Source organism: Streptomyces corynorhini, from assembly GCF_003346515.1.
Taxonomy (GTDB): Bacteria; Actinomycetota; Actinomycetes; order Streptomycetales; family Streptomycetaceae; genus Streptomyces; species Streptomyces corynorhini.
Map to the genome: position 1 here is coordinate 1 of NZ_QQNA01000116.1, position 17,991 is coordinate 17,991.

13 protein-coding genes are annotated in these 17,991 nt (G+C 73.6%); 6 read left to right on the forward strand and 7 right to left on the reverse strand.

Annotated features, from left to right (window positions below; all coding sequences use genetic code 11):
• Positions 1 to 48: 48 nt before the first annotated feature.
• Both DVH02_RS15870 and DVH02_RS15875 read right to left on the reverse strand, forming a co-directional pair.
• A complete protein-coding gene (locus tag DVH02_RS15870; RefSeq protein WP_114624477.1) occupies positions 49 to 762 on the reverse strand; it encodes a 3'-5' exonuclease in 714 nt (237 codons plus the stop codon).
• A gap of 112 nt (positions 763 to 874) precedes the next feature.
• Positions 875 to 2,107 carry an SAV2148 family HEPN domain-containing protein gene (locus DVH02_RS15875; RefSeq protein ID WP_114624478.1) on the reverse strand — a complete coding sequence of 411 codons (1,233 nt, stop codon included), beginning with the start codon at positions 2,105 to 2,107 and terminating at the stop codon, positions 875 to 877.
• Between the two features lie 399 nt (positions 2,108 to 2,506).
• Between DVH02_RS15875 and glgX the strand changes: the two genes are divergently transcribed.
• From glgX to treY, 3 genes are all read left to right on the forward strand, one after another.
• Positions 2,507 to 4,627, forward strand: coding sequence for a glycogen debranching protein GlgX (gene glgX / locus DVH02_RS15880; protein ID WP_114624479.1), 2,121 nt, complete (start codon positions 2,507 to 2,509; stop codon positions 4,625 to 4,627).
• A gap of 113 nt (positions 4,628 to 4,740) precedes the next feature.
• On the forward strand, positions 4,741 to 5,517 hold the full coding sequence (locus tag DVH02_RS15885; protein WP_114624480.1) for a GNAT family N-acetyltransferase: 777 nt from the start codon (positions 4,741 to 4,743) through the stop codon (positions 5,515 to 5,517).
• 54 nt (positions 5,518 to 5,571) lie between these two features.
• On the forward strand, positions 5,572 to 7,929 hold the full coding sequence (gene treY / locus DVH02_RS15890; RefSeq protein ID WP_114624481.1) for a malto-oligosyltrehalose synthase: 2,358 nt from the start codon (positions 5,572 to 5,574) through the stop codon (positions 7,927 to 7,929).
• 445 nt (positions 7,930 to 8,374) lie between these two features.
• On the opposite strand, the gene DVH02_RS15895 is transcribed toward treY, so the two are convergent.
• Positions 8,375 to 8,923 carry a DUF1707 and FHA domain-containing protein gene (locus tag DVH02_RS15895; protein ID WP_114624482.1) on the reverse strand — a complete coding sequence of 183 codons (549 nt, stop codon included), beginning with the start codon at positions 8,921 to 8,923 and terminating at the stop codon, positions 8,375 to 8,377.
• Positions 8,924 to 9,094: 171 nt separating this feature from the next.
• Here DVH02_RS15895 and treZ point away from each other — a divergent pair, with 171 nt between their 5' ends.
• Positions 9,095 to 10,879, forward strand: a complete 1,785-nt coding sequence (gene treZ, locus DVH02_RS15900; RefSeq protein WP_233518256.1) for a malto-oligosyltrehalose trehalohydrolase — start codon at positions 9,095 to 9,097, stop codon at positions 10,877 to 10,879.
• A gap of 219 nt (positions 10,880 to 11,098) precedes the next feature.
• Here treZ and DVH02_RS15905 read toward each other — a convergent pair whose 3' ends face one another.
• The gene (locus tag DVH02_RS15905) at positions 11,099 to 12,049 is read right to left on the reverse strand and encodes a hypothetical protein (protein WP_114624483.1); all 951 of its coding nucleotides are present in this window, start codon (positions 12,047 to 12,049) and stop codon (positions 11,099 to 11,101) included.
• A 131-nt stretch (positions 12,050 to 12,180) separates the two neighbouring features.
• Here DVH02_RS15905 and DVH02_RS15910 point away from each other — a divergent pair, with 131 nt between their 5' ends.
• Entirely contained in the window at positions 12,181 to 12,606 is a 426-nt protein-coding gene (locus tag DVH02_RS15910) for a VOC family protein (protein ID WP_114624484.1), read from the forward strand.
• Between the two features lie 229 nt (positions 12,607 to 12,835).
• Entirely contained in the window at positions 12,836 to 15,520 is a 2,685-nt protein-coding gene (locus DVH02_RS15915; RefSeq protein ID WP_114624485.1) for a GTPase-associated protein 1-related protein, read from the forward strand.
• A gap of 37 nt (positions 15,521 to 15,557) precedes the next feature.
• On the opposite strand, the gene msrB is transcribed toward DVH02_RS15915, so the two are convergent.
• The 3 genes from msrB to DVH02_RS15930 are packed head-to-tail and all read right to left on the reverse strand — an operon-like array spanning position 15,558 to position 17,921.
• Entirely contained in the window at positions 15,558 to 15,965 is a 408-nt protein-coding gene (msrB, locus tag DVH02_RS15920) for a peptide-methionine (R)-S-oxide reductase MsrB (protein WP_114624486.1), read from the reverse strand.
• Positions 15,966 to 15,975: 10 nt separating this feature from the next.
• Complete coding sequence (gene murC, locus DVH02_RS15925; RefSeq protein ID WP_114624487.1) at positions 15,976 to 17,391, reverse strand: UDP-N-acetylmuramate--L-alanine ligase; 1,416 nt, start codon at positions 17,389 to 17,391, stop codon at positions 15,976 to 15,978.
• Positions 17,392 to 17,450: 59 nt separating this feature from the next.
• Entirely contained in the window at positions 17,451 to 17,921 is a 471-nt protein-coding gene (locus tag DVH02_RS15930; protein ID WP_114624488.1) for an indole-3-glycerol phosphate synthase, read from the reverse strand.
• Positions 17,922 to 17,991 lie beyond the last annotated feature (70 nt).

Below are 17,991 nucleotides of genomic sequence, written 5' to 3' on the forward strand. Positions count from 1 at the left end.
TGGACGGCTTCGCGCGTCGACGGCCGCACACATGGGCGGCTCCGCGCGTCAGCGGCTGTACGGAACGACGGGCCAGGCCGCCTCGACGGTCGCCTCCGGGTTCGACGTGCGTCGAAGGTAGCTCTGCAGCGACGCCGACTGCTCGGCCGCCGCACGCACCTGGAGGTCATGGAGATCCGCCGGGGCGGCCGCGCCTATCCGCGCGTGCCTCACGCCCATGCTCCGTGCCGTACGAGCGGCGGCCACCGCGTCCGCCACGGCGTTGTGCGCGTTCTCGAATGTCACTCCGTAGTGCTCGCAGAGCGCCTGGAGGTTGCGCCTGCCCTTGCGGTAGCGGTCCACGTGCTTGTCCAGGACCAGCGGGTCGATGATGGGCGAGGGCTTGCCGCGCAGCCGCCCGGCCAGCGGCTCCACTCCGTGGCGCCTGCACTCGCGGTCCAGCAGCGACAGATCGTAGCGCGCGTTCATCACGACGAGCGGGGTGCCCGAGCGCAGCACCTCGGCGACCGCCGAGGTGATCTCGTCGATCGCGGGGGCGGGCGGCGCCCCGTGCGCGCGGGCGTGCTCCGTGGAGATGCCGTGGATCTCGGCCGCCTGCGCGGGGATCAGCACCCCCGGATCGAGCAGCCAGGTCCGCTCGCTCCTCGACCGGCCGTCCGGCTCCACGGTCACCAACGCCGCCGTGACGATACGGTCGGACTCGATGTCGGTCCCCGTGGTCTCCAGATCGAAACCGACCAGCCGTTCTCCGTGCCAAGTCATCGTGGCCCTCCCTCATGCCGCGGTGGAGCTTCCCCCGTTGGACATTCACCCTGCCACGCTCCACTGACAACCGGGCCTGCGCGGCGCTCGGCGGTGGCGACCGGGACGCCGGTCAGGAGACCGGCCGGGAGTCCGTCCAGACCGACTCGAACTCCTCGCGGTAGGTCTGGAAGAGCCCGTGTTCGGTGTCCTGCCCCGAACGCACCACCTCACGCCCGCCGCCGCGCAGCACCAGCACCGGCGCCTCCATGCCGCGCGCCCGGCGCAGATAGGACTGGACGACGGCCAGCCCGTCGGGACCGTCGCCGTCGACCAGGTAGGCGGTGAAGCGGGGGGTCTCGTCGAAGACGTGGATCTCGAAGGCGCCGGGATCGCGCAGCTTGGAGCGCACCCGCCTCATGTGGAGGATGTTCATCTCCACCGAGCGGCTCAGCTCGCCCTTGCGCAGTCCCAGTTCGCGTTCGCGGCGCTTGACCGCGCTGCTCGCCGGGTTGAGGAAGACCAGCCGTATCCGGCAGCCGGACTCGGCGAGACGGATCAGCCGACGCCCGGAGAAGTTCTGCACGAGGAGGTTCAGCCCGATACCGATGGCGTCGACACGCCGGGCCTCGCCGAAGAGGTCCTCGGCCGGGATCTGCCGCTGCAGCCTGACCCGGTCGGAGTGCACGGAGACGACGTCCGCGTACCGGTCGCCGACCAGGTCCTCCACCGCGTCCACCCGCAGCCGCGCCGACGACGGCACTCCGCCGCCCCCGCCCAGGATCTCCAGGAGCCGGGCCGAGGCCCGCTCCGCCTGGGCGAGGACCGTCTCGGACAGGGCGCGGTTGCGGGAGACGACGTTGCGCGCCACCTCCAGCTCGTCGAGCGCCAGCTCCACGTCGCGGCGGTCGTCGAAGTACGGTTCGAAGCAGGGCCAGTGCTGGACCATCAGCTCCCGCAGCTGCGGGAGGGTGAGGAAGCTCAGCACGTTGTCGTCGGCCGGGTCGAGGAGATAGCCCTTGCGCCGCGACACCTCCCGTACGGCGACGGCGCGCTGCACCCACTCCTGTCCGGCGGGCCCCGCGGCGGCGACGACCCACTCCTCGCCGTGCACCGGCTCGTAGATGGGGCGCAGGACCGCGGCGACGACCGCGCGCAACCGCTGCTCCACCAGATTCAGCCAGATGTACGCCCGTCCGGCGCGTTGGGCGCGCGTACGGACCTCGCTCCAGGCGTCCGCGCCCCAGTCCAGTTCCGCCCCGATCTCCATCGGCCGCGCGAGGGAGACCGCTCCGGGCGGAATGTCGCCGGATTCCCCCGCGTGACCTGCGTCACCGGGCGGTAGCTCCAGCCCTCCCGAGCTCACCCGCGCACCTGCCTTCTCTCCCTATTCAACGATCAAGGAAGGGTACTCCGCCGAGCGGATACGGTGCAGCAGGATGCACAGGCTCCTTTCTCAACTCCCTTGTTCGTGAGGCTTGTTCCAGACGGCGAGTTGCGGCGTAGTGAGCCGATTCATAGCGATTGCGCCCGGTCCCGGGCGGGGCGTACGGGACGCGGGAGCGCCCCGGAGGCCGCCGGGTTCGTCAACCGGACCGCGCCGTACTGCGCCCGGCAGTGCGGCGCACCCGGTTGACGCGCCGGGTTGACGCCCGGCGAGAAGCGCCGAGAACCTCTCGGGGTCCTAGGAGGTTGCCACGATTTCGGGGAAGATCTGGCGCAAGAAGCCCGCAGCACCCGGATCAGAAGTGGAAGAGTCATATCTATGCAGGTCTGGCCGGGACAGACGTATCCCCTCGGCGCCACCTACGACGGCGCCGGCACCAACTTCGCGGTCTACTCAGAGGCCGCCCACCGAATCGAGTTGTGCCTCCTGCACGACGACGGTTCAGAAACGGCGGTGGAGCTGCGCGAGACGGACGCCTTCGTACGTCACGCCTATCTGCCGGGCATCATGCCGGGACAGCGCTACGGCTTCCGGGTCCACGGGCCCTACGAGCCCGAGCGCGGTCACCGCTGCAACTCCGCCAAACTGCTCCTCGATCCGTACGCACGTGCGATCAGCGGCAGTATCGAGTGGGGCGAGTCGGTGTACGGCTACCACTTCGGAAAGCCGGAGTCGCGCAACGACATGGACTCGGCGCCCCACATGATGACCTCGGTCGTCGTGAACCCGTACTTCGACTGGGGCGACGACCGGCTGCCCCGTACGGACTACCACCGCACGGTGCTCTACGAGGCCCACGTCAAGGGCCTGACCATGCTCCACCCGGAGCTGCCCGAGGAGCTGCGCGGCACCTACGCGGGGCTGGCGCACCCCGCCGTGATCGAACACCTGACGGAGCTGGGGGTGACGGCGCTGGAGCTGATGCCGGTGCACCAGTTCGTCAACGACCACCGGCTGGTGGACGCCGGGCTCGCCAATTACTGGGGCTACAACACCATCGGCTTCTTCGCCCCGCACAACGCCTACGCCTCCTGGGGCGACCGGGGCGAACAGGTCCTGGAGTTCAAGCAGGCCGTACGGGCGCTGCACCGCGCCGGTATCGAGGTCATCCTCGACGTCGTCTACAACCACACCGCCGAGGGCAACCACCTCGGCCCGACGCTCTCCTTCCGGGGCCTGGACAACGCGCAGTACTACCGGCTGGGCGAGAACCAGCGGTACTACACGGACACCACGGGCACCGGCAACTCGCTGCTGATGCGCAGCCCGCACGTCCTACAGCTGATCATGGACTCGCTGCGGTACTGGGTGACCGAGATGCATGTCGACGGCTTCCGCTTCGACCTCGCGGCGACGCTGGCCCGCCAGTTCCACGAGGTGGACCGGCTGTCGTCCTTCTTCGACCTCGTCCAGCAGGACCCGGTGGTCAGCCAGGTGAAGCTGATCGCGGAGCCCTGGGACGTGGGCGAGGGCGGCTACCAGGTGGGGAACTTCCCCCCGCTGTGGACCGAGTGGAACGGCAAGTACCGCGACACCGTGCGCGACCTGTGGCGCGGTGAGCCGAGGACGCTGGCGGAGTTCGCGTCCCGGCTGACCGGTTCGTCCGATCTCTACCAGGACGACGGGCGCCGGCCGCTGGCCTCCATCAACTTCACCACCTGCCACGACGGTTTCACCCTGCACGACCTCGTCTCGTACAACGACAAGCACAACGAGGCCAACGGCGAGAACAACCGGGACGGCGAGAGCCACAACCGGTCCTGGAACTGCGGGGCCGAGGGCGCGAGCGACGACCCCGGCATCGTCGAGCTGCGCGAGCGCCAGATGCGGAACTTCATCGCGACGCTGATGCTCTCGCAGGGCGTGCCGATGCTCAGCCACGGCGACGAGTTCTCCCGCACCCAGGGCGGCAACAACAACGCGTACTGCCAGGACAACGAGGTCTCCTGGGTCCGCTGGCCGGAGAAGGGCGCCGAGAGCGACGGCGGGATGCTGGCCTTCACCCAGGCGATGGTGTGGCTGCGGCGCGACCATCCGGTCTTCCGGCGCAGGCGCTTCTTCCACGGGCGGCCGGTGGAGGGCACGCACGACGACCTGTCGGACATCTCGTGGTTCACGCCCGAGGGCGGGGAGATGACCCAGCAGGACTGGCAGGCGGCGCACGCCAAGGCCATGACGGTCTTCCTGAACGGGCACGCGATCTCGGAGCCGGGTCCGCGCGGCGAGCGGATCTCGGACGCCTCGTTCCTGCTGATGTTCAACGCGAGCGCCGAGGGGCTGGAGTTCGTGGTGCCGGTCAACCACGGGGAGCAGTGGCAGCTCATGGTGGACACGGCACGTCCGGAGGGCGTGGTTCCGGGGCGGGGCGAGAAGGTCGACGGGGGTGAGCGGATCACGCTGATCGGCCGCAGCATGACGGTGCTGATGCGACCGGCGTAGGGTCTTTCGTTTGGCCCGGCTCCACGGCCCGCGGGCGCGGGGCGGCCCGGCGAACCGGCCCACGCCGGGGAAAACCGGTTGCCGCGCCGCCCCGCGGATGGTCCCGTGGCCGGATGGATCCGACAGAGGTACGCGCCGCGTTCGACCGGCAGATGCGCGGGAACGCCCCGCCGGACGGCGTCGGCGCCCGGGTGGAGCGGGTCCGCGACGTCGTCCGGCAGACCGGCTCGGCGCACGACTGGAACGGGGTCCTGTGGTCGGACCTCCAGGACGGTACGGCGGCGCGCGCCATCGCGGAACAGGTGGAGCACTTCTCGTCGCTCGGCCGCGAGTTCGAGTGGAAGCTCTACTCCCACGACCGGCCGGACACCCTCGCGGACCTGCTGCGGGCGGCCGGGTTCACCCCCGGCCCCGCGGAGTCCCTGATGGTGGCGGAGAGCGCGGCGCAGGCGGACGCGCCGGGACCGCCGGACGGCGTACGGCTGCTCCCGGTGACCGACGCGGCCGGGGTGGACCTGCTGGCCGACGTCCACGAGGCGGCCTTCGGCGAGGACGGCACCGCGCTGCGGCGACGGCTGCGGGCCCGGCTCGCCGAGGCTCCCGAGACGCTGGTGGCGGTGGTGGCCCTGGCGGACGGCTCCGCCGTGAGCGCGTCCCGGATGGAGCTGACGCCCGGTACCGACTTCGCCGGGCTGTGGGGCGGCGGCACCGTACCGGGCTGGCGCGGCCGGGGGCTGTACCGGGCGCAGATCGCCTTCCGGGCCCGGATCGCCGCCGCCCGCGGCTACCGGTGGCTCCAGGTGGACGCGGCGCCGATGAGCCGGCCGGTCCTCCAGCGGCTCGGCTTCACGGAGCTGGGCACGACCACGCCTTATGTGTACAAGCCGTAGCACCCGGCCCACCCGTATGGCGCATCACCCGCTATCCGGGGTACGCAGGACCCTATGACTCCCACCGCCACCTATCGGCTCCAGCTCCAGCCGGACTTCCCCTTCTCGGCCGCCGCGCGAGCGGTGCCCTACCTCGCCGCGCTCGGGGTCTCCCATCTGCATCTGTCGCCGGTCCTCGAAGCCCTGCCCGGTTCCACGCACGGCTACGACGTGGTCGACCACGGCTCCGTACGGGCGGAGCTGGGCGGCGAGGAGGGGCTGCGCGCCCTGGCGGGGCGGGCCCGCGAGTACGGTCTCGGGATCGTCCTGGACATCGTGCCCAACCACATGGCCGCCTCGCCGCGCCACAACAAGGCCCTGTGGGAGGTGCTGCGCGAGGGACCCGCCTCGCCGTACGCCCGCTGGTTCGACATCGACTGGGCCGCGGGCGGCGGCAAGGTGCTGCTGCCGGTGCTGCCCGGCCCGGTCGGCGACGAACTGGCCGCGCTGCGGGTCGAGGACGGCGCCCTGTACCACGGCGAGGAGCTGTGCTTCCCGCTCGCGCCCGGCACCGGGGAACTCCCGCTGCCGGAGCTGCTCGACGCCCAGCACTACCGGCTCGCCTGGTGGCGGCTGGCCCGTACGGAGCTGAACTACCGGCGCTTCTTCACCATTTCCGAGCTGATCGGGGTACGGGTGGAGGACCCGGAGGTCTTCGCCGCCACCCACGCCAAGATCCTCGAACTGGTACGGGACGGTGTGGTCGAGGGGCTGCGCGTCGACCATCCGGACGGGCTCGCCGACCCGGAGGGCTATCTGCGCCGACTGGGCGAGGCGACGGGCGGCAGCTGGACCGTCGTGGAGAAGATCCTCGCCGACGACGAGGTGCTCCCGGCCGGCTGGCCGGTCGCCGGGACCACCGGGTACGACGCGCTGCGCCACATCGACGGGGTCTTCACCGACCCGGTGGGCGCCGAGGCGCTGGAGCGGCGCTACCGGGAGATCGCCGCGCCGGTCGGGGACCGGGGCGGCTACTGGGCGGGGACCGTGCGCAGGGCCGCGTACAAGGTGATCTTCCACGAACTCGCGGCCGAGACCGAGGCGCTCGTGCGTACGGCGCAGCGCGTCTGCGCGGCGGAGCCCGCGCTGCGCGACCACGCGCCGTGGGCGCTGCGCACGGCCATCAGGGAGCTGCTCGTACGGGTGCCCGTCTACCGCCCGTACGCCGCCGCGGGCGGGCCCTGCCCGGAGGCCGCCGAGGCGGCGGTCTCCGAGGAGGCGGTCCGGCAGGCGAAGGCGGTGTTCGCGGTGGAGCGGGAGGCGACGGCCGTCGACGTGGTGCGGGAGCTGGCGCTCGGCAGGCTGGGCGCGGGCCCCGACCGGGCGGCGTTCTGCGCGCGCTTCGCGCAGACGGCGTCCGCGCTGCGCGCCAAGTCGGTGGAGGACACGGCGTTCTACCGGTACGTGCCGCTGCTCTCGGCCAACGAGGTGGGCGGCGACCCGGGGCACCCCTCGGTGTCGCCGGAGCGCTTCCACGCGTACTGCCTGCGGCTGGCCCGCGACTGGCCCGCCACCGGCACCGTCCTGACCACGCACGACACCAAGCGCAGCGCGGACGTACGGGCCGGGATCGCCGTCCTGTCCCAGTGCCCGGAACGGTGGGACGAGCTGCTCGCCCAAGTGGCCGAGGCCCAGGGGCCGACCGGGACGCCGGCTCCCGATCCGCAGGTGGCGTGGCAGGCGTGGCAGACGGCGGTGGGCTTCACCCCGGCCTCGGACGGCGGCCCGCCGGACGGCGCCCGGATGGTGCCCGCGCTGCTGAAGTCCGTGCGGGAGGCCGGGCTGCACACCAACTGGACGGAGCCCGACCCGCTGTACGAGCGTGCCGTGACGCAGTTCGTCGAGTCGGGCCCGGCCGGACCGGCGCGCGGGACGGTCGCCGCGCTCAACCGGGCGCTCGCGCCGCACGTACGCGCGAGCGCGCTCGGCGCGGCGCTGGTCCACCTCACCATGCCGGGCGTGCCCGACCTCTACCAGGGCACGGAGCGGGAGTACGTCGCGCTGGTGGACCCGGACAACCGGCGGCCGTTCAGGACCGGGCCGCCGGACGACAGGACCGTGATCACGACGGCGGCGCTGCGGGTGCGCCGGGAACAGCCCGGTGTCTTCGGCGAGTCGGGCACGTACACCCCGCTGCACGCGGCGGGCCCGGCCGCCGCGCACTGCCTGGCCTTCGCGCGCACCGGCCGGGTGGTCACGGTGGTGACCCGGCTCCCGTACGGGCTGGAGCGGGCGGGCGGCTGGGGGGCGACCGAGCTGCCGCTGCCCGCCGGGCGGTGGCGCGAGGAGCTGACCGGGCGCGAGGTGTCGGGCGCGGTGCCGCTCGGGGAGCTGCTGGAGACGTTCCCGGTGGCGCTGCTGACCGCGCTCTGAGCCGCGCGGGGAGGGGGCTCGGCGGAGAGGCGTCCGCAGGGGCCGGCAGAAAATCCGGACGGAGTCGTTTACAGAGTGCCCGAGCCGCGCTACGTTCCGGAATGGGAGCGCTCCCACCTCCAGGATTGTCATGATCGCGTCATCGCCTCACCGCTCGCTGGCGGCAGGAGCCTCCACCACCTTCAGCTATGTCGTCACAGGAGGACCACCGGACACCACCACCGCCCAGCCCTGCTCAGTCCACTGAGCCCACTGATCCACCGGGCCGCCCCGTCCTCGGGGGCGGCCTCCCCGGCCGGCCCGCCGGTCCACCGACCGGCGGCCGGTCCCCGGCTCCGGCCCGGCCCCCACCGGACGCCGGAAACACCCGGCCCGCCGTCTCCACCCCCACCCTGTGACGGCGGGCCGGGACCCCACGGCCCCGGTGGCGCGTGCCCGGCCGGGCTCAGTGCGTGGCGAGCCGGAAGCTCATCTGCCCGAAACCGACCATGTCCCCGTCCCGCACCACGGCCGTAGTCGTCACCCGGCGGCCGTTGACCGTCGTGCCGTTGGTGGAGCCGAGGTCGCGCAGAATCCACAGGCCGCCCTGCATGCTCAGCTCGGCGTGCAGCCGGGAGACCGTGTCGTGGCTGAGCCGCAGTCCGTTCAGCGGGTCACGCCCTATGCGCAGCGGATACGGGCCGGGCTGCGGCAGCAGCAGTTTCGGCAGCTTCTCGGCCTGCCAGGCCCGGCGCAGCCGCTGCGAGAACGCCGACACCCGGCCGACCGTGCCGAACAGCCGCCGCGCCCAGGGGGATTCGGGCTCCAGGTCCGCGGTGAGCGGTCGCAGCTGCTCGACCTGGCGGGCCGCCAGCGCCAGATCCATCCTGCGCAGAAACGTGTCGTGGGACAGCTTGCCCTGGGCCGCGCCCTCCCTGAGCACCGCGAGGACCCGGTCCCGCTCGGCGTCGGAGAGCCGCGCGGGGTGCGTGTGGGACTCGAAGGAGGACGTCACAGACGTGATTGTCCTTCCGGAAGGCGTGAGGTGTCCAGACGGTCCGTCATTATCGCGGCCACCCGATTCGCCGCGATCACCGGGCCCCGGGCCGCCACTCTTGTCACCATGGAGGAGGGGGACGGCAGGACCGGCGACGGCAGGTCCGGCGACGACAAGGGGGAGCCACTCGTGCGGTTCGAGGTGTGGGCACCGCAGGCGCGCGACCGGGTCGTGCTGCGGTTCGCGGGGTCGGATCCTGAGACGTCCGACGGGGCCGCCGGTACGTCCATGCGCCCCGACCCCGAGCGCCCCGGCTGGTGGACGGCCGAGACCCCGGAGGCCGCCGACGGCACCCGGTACGCCTTCGCGCTCGACGGCGGCCCCCCGCTGCCCGATCCGCGCTCGCGGCGGCAGCCGCAGGGGCCCGATGGACCGAGCGCCGTCGTGGACCACAACGCGTACGAGTGGCGCGTCCCGTGGCCGGGCCGCGGGCTGTCCGGCGCCGTCCTGTACGAGCTGCACCTCGGCACCTTCACCCGCGAGGGCACCTTCGACGCGGCGGCGGAGCACCTCGCCGAGCTGGCCGCGCTGGGGATCACGCACGTCGAGCTGATGCCGGTGTGCCCGTTCCCCGGCACCCACGGATGGGGGTACGAGGGGGTGTCGCTGTGGGCGGTGCACGAGCCGTACGGCGGTCCCGCGGGGCTCAAGCGCTTCGTCGACGCGGCCCACGGGCTCGGCCTGGGCGTGGTGCTCGACGTGGTCCACAACCACCTCGGCCCGTCCGGCAACCATCTGCCGCGCTTCGGCCCGTACTTCACCGAGACGCACCACACCCCGTGGGGCGCCGCCGTCAATCTCGACGCGCCCGGCTCGGACGAGGTGCGCGCCTACCTGCTGGGCAGCGCGCTGGCCTGGCTGCGGGACTTCCGCCTGGACGGGCTGCGGCTCGACGCCGTGCACGCCCTGGCCGACGGGCGCGCGCTGACCTTTCTGGAGGAGCTGTCGGCCGCGGTCGACGCGCTGGGCGCCGATCTGGGGCGTCCGCTCTTCCTGATCGCCGAGTCCGATCTCGGCGACCCGCGTACGACCACCCCCCGCGCGCAGGGCGGGCTCGGGCTGCACGCGCAGTGGAACGACGACTTCCACCACGCCCTGCACGCCGCTCTCACCGGTGAATCCCAGGGCTACTACGCGGACTTCGCCCGCGAGCCGCTGGCCGCGCTCGCCAAGACCCTCACCCGGGTCTTCTTCCACGACGGTACGTATTCGAGCTTCCGGGGCCGGACGCACGGCCGGCCCGTCGACCGTACGAGCACCCCCGCGCACCGCTTCCTCGGCTACGCGCAGACGCACGACCAGATCGGCAACCGCGCGCTCGGCGACCGGCTGTCGGCCACGCTCTCCCCGGGGCTGCTCGCCTGCGCGGCCACCCTGGTGCTGACGGGGCCCTGCGTCCCGATGCTGTTCATGGGCGAGGAGTGGGGCGCGACCACACCCTGGCAGTTCTTCACCGACCACACCGATCCGGAGCTGGCCCGTGCCGTACGCGACGGCAGGCGGCGGGAGTTCGCGTCGCACGGCTGGGCGGCCGAGGACATCCCCGACCCGCAGGATCCCCGTACCCGGGAGCGTTCCTGCCTGGACCGCTCCGAGCGGACCAGGCAACCGCACGCGCGCCTGCTGGCCTGGTACCGCGAGCTGATCGCGCTGCGTCACGCGCGGCCGGACCTCACCGATCCGGATCTGGCGGCGGTACGGGTGGCGTACGACGAGGTGGCGCGCTGGCTGACCTACCGCAGGGGCGATCTGCGGGTCGCGGTGAACCTCTCGGGAGATCCGGTGGAGATCCCGGTGGGCGGCGCGGACGTGCGGGCCGGGGTGGCGTCCGCCTGGGACCGGCCGGGGACGGCGTGGGCGGACGGCGTGCTGCGGCTGCCGCCGGAGTCGTGCGCGGTGCTGGCCGAGGGGTGACCTCCCCCGCCGCGTGGCGCCGCGCCGTCCCCGGTCCCCGTGGGACGGGGCGTTGTACGGCGGTCCGCACCACGGGGACGCCCGGCGGCGGCAACGGCCGCGACCGGGCGGCGGGCGCCCGATGCGACGGCCGGTCCCGTGCGACGGCGGTCCCGTGCGACAGCCGGTCCCGTGCGACGGCGGTCCCATGCGACAGCCGGTCCCGTGCGACAGCCGCCCCTACTCCGGGCTGTCGCGCGCGGTCAGCCGCTCCAGCAGCGCGTGGAAGTCGTCCCCGACGACGATCCGCAGCCCGTCGCCCTCGCGCGCGCTGAGCTGGGTGAGCGTGCCGCCGCGCCACCAGTAGACGTGCGGGCTGATCGCCCCCGGGGTGTCCGCGTAGCCCGAGGCGGCGAAGGCCGCCAGGGCGTTCAGGGACGGGACGACGGTGGTGTCCCTGATGACGTGGAAGGCGAGCTGATGCCGGAAGGGCATCGCGACGAGCGCGCCCTCCGGCGGGATCCGCTGCCCGGTCACGTCGTGCACGACCGACTCCAGGGCCAGCACCCGGCTCGCCGTGTAGAACGAGTCGCCGAGGATCACCTCGAAGCGCCGCCCGTCGGCGTCCCTGACGGTCTCGCGGCCCTCCACCGGCAGGTCGCGCAGGTTCTCCAGCGCGCGCTGCCGCAGCCGCCGGATCTCGCCGAGCGGCTCCAGCGCCTCGTCGGTGAGCATCATGACGCTCTCGGGGAGATCGAGGGCGAGCACCTCGTACAGCCCGGGGGCGACCGAGCGCGCGTATCCGAAGGACTGCGGGTCGAGGCCGTCCTCGCCGATCACCCGGGGGTAGAGCTGGGCGCGGATCTGCTCGGGCGCCAGGGTGTCCAGCGCGGACGGGCCGTCCATCGTGCGCAGCACCATGCCCGCGTGCCGACGGGCGAGGTCGCCCCAGACCCGGGGGCCGCGCTCGTCGTTGTGGCAGACCGCCGCGAGGTTGCCCAGGCCGAACCGGCGGCCCGCGCTGTCCGTCACCGAGTCCGCGTAGAGCGTGACCTCCAGGCCGTGCTCCGCGAACGCCTCGCGGACCTGGCCACGGAAGAGCGCGGCCTCGTCGACCGAGAAGAAGGAGAACGCCGGGTCGCGGGGCGCGTCGCGTCCGTCACGCCTCGGCCCCCGCCGGAACAGCCGCACGCCATCGCCTCCGCCCTTGTCCGTCCCGCGCACGCGCGGCGCGGTCCGCCCCCGTGGTCGCTTCCCCCTCGATGCTAGTACCCGCCGGGCTCTATTTGCCGAGCAGTAAGTCATACGTATAACTTTCCGTCATGCCCTCTATCGCCCTGGTCACCCTTGTCGTGGACGACTACGACAGGGCCCTCGCCTTCTACACGCACGCGCTCGGCTTCGAACTGGTCGAGGACACCGACCGGGGCGACGGCTCCCGCTGGGTCGTGGTCCGCCCGCGCCCGGCGGCCGTCACCGGCCCGCCCGCGCCCGGCCGCTCCCCCGGCCACTCCCCCGGTCTGCTGCTGGCCCGCGCCCGCGACGAGGCCCAGCGCGCGAGCGTCGGCGCGCAGACGGGCGGCCGGGTCGGCTTCTTCCTGCACACCGAGGACTTCGCCCGCGACCACGCCCGCATGCTGGCCGCCGACGTCCGCTTCCTGGAGGAGCCGCGCCACGAGCCGTACGGCACGGTCGCGGTCTTCGAGGACCTCTACGGCAACCGCTGGGACCTGCTCCAGCCGGCCTGAGGCGCGGGTGCGGCGGCCCGCCCCGGCCGGGCGGTCCGGCGGGAACCCCCCAAAACCCGACGCGAGCGGTGGCAGATGCGGTAGAAGATCTGCTGGGATGGTGCCCGCACAGCTCAACAGGGGCTACGGGGGCGCACGGTGGGCCGGGAGTCCGGACATCGCCTCGGACCGCCCGGCGCCCCGCCGGGCCCGCGCCCGTCGGCACGTCGCGGAGTAAGGGAGCCGGCGCATGAGCCTGGCACAGCTGCACTACACCTCGGAGCGGCCGGGACCCGACGGGTCCGGCTTCCGCCGCACGGCGGTCACCCCGGGCGTGCCCGAGTCCCTGCTCAGAGAGGCGGAGCAGCTCATCGGGTACGAGCCGCCGCCCGAGGCGCCGGATCCGACGGGTACGACGGGTACGACGGGTACGACGGGTACGACGGGTACGACGGGTACGACGGCGGCCGAATCCGCCCCGCTCCCGACGGCGTTCAGCCACAGCGTGCTCGCCGACGGCAGCCGGCTGCTGGCCAGGACGGTGTACACGGGCGCCGGCCACGGCGGGGGCCCGGGGAACGTCCGGGCCCACGCCCACGCCGTCCATGTGCCGGTGGACGCCCCGCTCTCCGCCGGGGCGACGCCCATCAGCGCCTGGGACTCTCCGCAGTGGGCGCTCGGCGCCCCCGAGGGCGGCAGCCCCGCGCCGCTCGCCGAGCTGCCGGTGGCACGGGGCTTCGACCGGCGCGACCTGGTGTCGTTCGCCGCCGACCGCGCCGGGTGCCTCGCGGAGTTCTTCGCCGGTCTGCGCGTGCCCGACCGGCAGATCATCCTGGTGGAGCGGGACAGCGCCGATGTGGCGCGGTGGATCGCGCTGGCCAGCACCGTGCTGCCGCGCGCGGCAGCCCACCGGCTGACCTTCACCACGTACACGCGGCGGCCCCGGCTCGCCCGGCAGCGGATCGTCGGGGTCCTGCCGGACGACGCCCAGGACCTGGACCGGCACGATCCGCGCTCCCTGGTGCTCGACCGCCGCGGGGACGGCGGCGCGGCGCCCGGGCCGCGCCCCGCGCACGGGACGGAGCCGCCCGCGCCGGATGCCTGGGCGCTGACCGCCGCGCGCGTCTGGCTGGGCAGGGCGCCCGAACTGTTCGCCGAGGCCGTCGAGTTGCCGGGCGAGCGGTTCGCGGCGGGGCCGCTGGCGGCGCTCGCCCTGTGCACCGGGATCAGCCCGGGGACGCACGGCCGCGGGGAAGCGGCGCTCTGGGCGTGCGAGCGGGCGCACACGCGCGCGCTGGAGGCGGCCGGACGGCTGCCCCGGTTCCTGACCGGCCTGTGCGCACCGGCCGAGGACCGTACGCCCGCCGAGACCGCCGCCCTGGCCGGGCTGTTCGCCGCTCTCGACGGCCGGGTTCCGGCGGCGGTGACCGCGCCGCTCGGGGCGCTCGTCCTGACCGAGGCGCTCCGTACCCCGGACGCCGGGATCGGGCTGGGCGTGCCGCGCCCCGCGTCGCTGCCCGACGACCTCAGGCGGCGCCTGGCGGCGGAACTGGCAGGCGAACTGCGCGCGGGCGTCGCGGGCAGCGCGGGCAGCGCGGGCAGCGCGGACGGCACGGACGGCGCGGACGGCGACGGGCCGCCCGTCACCCGCGCGGTGGAGCTGCTGCGGCTCGCCGAGCCGCTCGGCGTGGACTGCGCGGATCTGCTGCCGGACCTCGCGCGGCGGCTGTCCCACGCGCTGATCGCCGACCCCGAGCGGGCCTGGACGCCCGCGGTGGCGGCCGCGCTGGAGGACCACTTCGATCTGCGCAGCGCGCTGCTCAGCGCGCTCGACGCGCTGGCCGCCGCCGATCCCCCGGCCGCCGTGCGGCTGTTGGGGCTCGTCCCCCTCTCGCCGCGAGGCGTGCAGACGCTGCCGCACCTGCGGATGTGCGCGCGGGTCCACGACTCCGGGATCCCGGTGGGCGGTGCGGCCGGGGACACCGACCGCGTCGCCGCCATGAACGAGGTGGTGCGGGCCGCGGGCGTCTCCACGTTCGCCGACCCGCTGGTCCTGCGTACCGCCGTCCGGCTGGTGTGGGAGGGCGGTACGCCGAGCGCCGGTGAGGCGCGGCTGCTGCTCGCGGGGACCGGCTCCGACGCGCACCGGGCGGCGGGCACCTGGAGCGCGCTGATGGCGGCGGCGCTCGACGGGCCGGGGGACGCGCTCCGGGAGCCGCCGGCCGGACACCGCGCCGCCCCGTCGACCCCGTACGCGGCCACCGCGTCCCCGGCCGTTTCGGACACCACCTCTTCGGACACCACCGCGCGCTACCGCGCCGACGCCCCGGATCTCGCCCACGACCTGCTGCGCTGCTTCCCGCAGGAGCTGTCGGCCCGGCAGCGCGGCGCCCTGCTGCTCCTCGAATTCGCCGGGAAGCTGCGGGAGCGTGCGGCGGACACGGGCTGGACCGAGCGGGCGCTGCGGCTGCGCGCCGGGGCGGAGCCGGTGGAACCGGCCGTCCTGGACACGGCGTTCGAGGCCCTGGCCCGGGGGCTGCTCTCCGAGGAGCGGCCCGACGGCGAGGTGTACGCGCTGGTCCACTGCGGCGATCCGGAGCTGCTCGCCGCGTACGACCGGGCGGCCCGTGAGGACCGGGTGCGCGAGCGGCTGCGTACCGTCCCCGCCCACGTGGCGGACTGCTTCACCATGTGGTCGTCGCTCCCGGGCGCCAACCCGGCCTGGGACAGGACGCGTACCGCCCTGCTCGCCACGGTGCTGCGGCCCGTGGTGCGCGCGCTGTCCGCCGAGGACACCGAGGCCGTCGAGCGGTGTCTGCGGGCCACGGCGAGCAGCCGCGCCGAGGAGTTCCGCGCCTGGAAGCGGCCGGGAGCGCTGGGCAGACTGGGACTGCGCTTCGGCGGCCGGGGGCGTACGGAGGGCGGCCGACCGTGATCCGCACGCCCCCGGCCGCCCCGGCCCTCCCGCCCGCTCAGCCCGCGTCCGGCGCCAGCCGCAGCGAGATGCTGTTGATGCAGTAGCGCTGGTCCGTCGGGGTCGCGTATCCCTCGCCCTCGAAGACGTGGCCCAGGTGCGAGCCGCAGCGGGCGCAGCGCACCTCGACGCGGCGCATGCCGTGGGAGGTGTCCTCGATCAGCTCGACCGCGTCGGTGTCCTTCGGGTCGTAGAAGGACGGCCAGCCGCAGTGCGACTCGAACTTCGTGTCGGAGCGGAAGAGTTCGGCGTCGCAGGCGCGGCAGGAGTAGACACCGGCCGTCTTGGTGTCGGTGTACTCGCCGACGAAAGCGGGCTCGGTGCCCGCCTTGCGCAGTACCTGGTACTCCGCGGGCGACAGCTCCGCGCGCCACTGCTCGTCCGGCTTGTCGATGTCGTACGCCATGTCGTTCTCCTCAGTCGGCCGGTCGGTCCGTCAGCCGGGCGAGGACGCGCGGACCGAGGTCCGTCACGTCTCCGGCGCCCATGGTGAGAACGAGATCGCCGGGCCGTGCCATTCCCGCGACGGTGTCCGGGACCAGGTCCTTGTCGTGGACGGCCGTGACGTCGGCGCCCGCGGCCCGTGCCGCGTCGGTGATCAGCGCGCTGGTGACGCCGGGGATCGGGTCCTCGCGGGCCGGGTAGATGTCGAGGACCACCGAGGCGTCGGCGAGGGTGAGGGACCGGCCCATCTCCGTGGCCAGCTCCTGGGTACGGGAGAACAGGTGCGGCTGGAAGACCACGAGCAGCCGGGAGCCGGGTTCCGCGGCGGCGCGCATCGCCTCCAGGTCGGCGGTCATCTCGGTGGGGTGGTGCGCGTAGGAGTCGATGACCTGGACGCCCGCCGCCTCGCCCTTGAGCTGGAGGCGGCGCTTGACGCCGGTGTACGTGCCGAGCGCGGAGGCCAGATTGTGCGCCGGGATGCCCAGGGCCACGCCCGCGGCCAGCGCGGCGACCGCGTTGTGGGCGTAGTGGCGGCCGGGGACCGAGACGGTGAAGGTGAGGAAGCGGCCGTCGAGCACGACGGTGACCTCGCTGGTCAGGCCGCGCGCGGTGACCTTGTGGACGCGGACGTCCGCGTCCTCGGACTCGCCGTACGTGACCACCTTGAGCGTGGACAGGGCGCGGACGCGCGCGGTCAGCTCGACGGCGCCCGGCTGGTCGGCCGCGATCACCAGGGTGCCGCCGGGGACGACCTTGCCGACGAACGTCTCGAAGGACTCGTAGATCTCGTCCATCGACGCGTAGTTCGCGTGGTGGTCCAGCTCGACGTTGAGGACGATCGCGACCTCGGGGTCGTACTTCTGGAAGCTGCGGTCGCTCTCGTCCGCCTCCGCGACGAAGATCTCCCCCTCGCCGTGGCGCGCGTTCGTGCCGGGGCCCGCGAGGTCGCCGCCGATGGCGTACGACGGGTCGAGGTTCAGCTCGGTGAGCGCGACGGCGAGCATGGAGGTGGTCGTGGTCTTGCCGTGGGTGCCCGCGACGGCGATCGAGCGCGCGCCGCCCATCAGCGAGGCCAGCGCGTCGGAGCGGTGCACGACGGGCACGGACAGCTCGGCGGCGCGGGCCAGCTCGGGGTTGTCGGCGCGGATGGCGCTGGAGACGACCACGCACGACGCGTCGTCCGCGAGGTGCTCCGCGGCGTGACCGATGTGCACGGTGGCCCCCAGCGCCCGCAGCGCCTCCGCGGTCGCCGACTCCTTGGCGTCGCTGCCCGCGACCTTGGCGCCGCGCTGGGCGAGGATCTTGGCGATTCCCGACATTCCGGCGCCGCCGATACCGATGAAGTGCGGCCGTTCCATGGCGACGGGGATACCGGTACCGGATGCCATACGTGTCTCTCCCAGGGTGCGAGCGGGACGCGCGTCAGGTTCTGCGCGTCGCCGTCAGCCTATTCGCTGTGCGCGAAGAGTTTGAGCACCGGTACGCCGACCTTGTGCCGGGCCCGGGAGGCCCAGTCCCGGTGGAAGAACTCCTCCACGTAGTGCGGCTCGGTGAGCACGATCACCTCATCGGCCCCGGTGTCGTCCACGACCTCCTTGAGCCGGTCGAGCGGGTGCCGCTCGACGACGAGCCCGCTGGCCTCGGCACCCTGGGCGCGCAGTTCGGCCAGGGAGACGTTCAGGGCCAGTTCCGCGGGCTGTCTGGCCTGACCGCCCTCCGGTTCATCGCCCTCGCGGGCGGCGTTGCGCAGCTCGCCGACCGCGACGTCGTCGATGGCGCGCAGCAGCAGATCGGCCTGGTCGCCGCGTGGCTGCATGAGCACGACGAAGGAGACCGTCTCGTCGCCGTGCAGGGTGGTGACGAATTCGACGTCCTCGGGCGACAGCGGCTTCTCGATCATCAATACGCTTGTGAACACGGCACGCGCCCTTCCGCTTCAAGGGCCTTCCGACCCCTGCTGAAACCATCCTTCCCCGTGCCCGCACGGG

What these genes read in the sequence shown, in the direction of transcription:
- DVH02_RS15870 (WP_114624477.1), bottom strand. Translation starts at nt 762, where the DNA reads ATGACTTGGCACGGAGAACGGCTGGTCGGTTTCGATCTGGAGACCACG.
- glgX (WP_114624479.1), top strand. Translation starts at nt 2,507, where the DNA reads ATGCAGGTCTGGCCGGGACAGACGTATCCCCTCGGCGCCACCTACGAC.
- DVH02_RS15885 (WP_114624480.1), top strand. Translation starts at nt 4,741, where the DNA reads ATGGATCCGACAGAGGTACGCGCCGCGTTCGACCGGCAGATGCGCGGG.
- treY (WP_114624481.1), top strand. Translation starts at nt 5,572, where the DNA reads ATGACTCCCACCGCCACCTATCGGCTCCAGCTCCAGCCGGACTTCCCC.
- DVH02_RS15910 (WP_114624484.1), top strand. Translation starts at nt 12,181, where the DNA reads ATGCCCTCTATCGCCCTGGTCACCCTTGTCGTGGACGACTACGACAGG.
- DVH02_RS15915 (WP_114624485.1), top strand. Translation starts at nt 12,836, where the DNA reads ATGAGCCTGGCACAGCTGCACTACACCTCGGAGCGGCCGGGACCCGAC.
- msrB (WP_114624486.1), bottom strand. Translation starts at nt 15,965, where the DNA reads ATGGCGTACGACATCGACAAGCCGGACGAGCAGTGGCGCGCGGAGCTG.
- murC (WP_114624487.1), bottom strand. Translation starts at nt 17,391, where the DNA reads ATGGCATCCGGTACCGGTATCCCCGTCGCCATGGAACGGCCGCACTTC.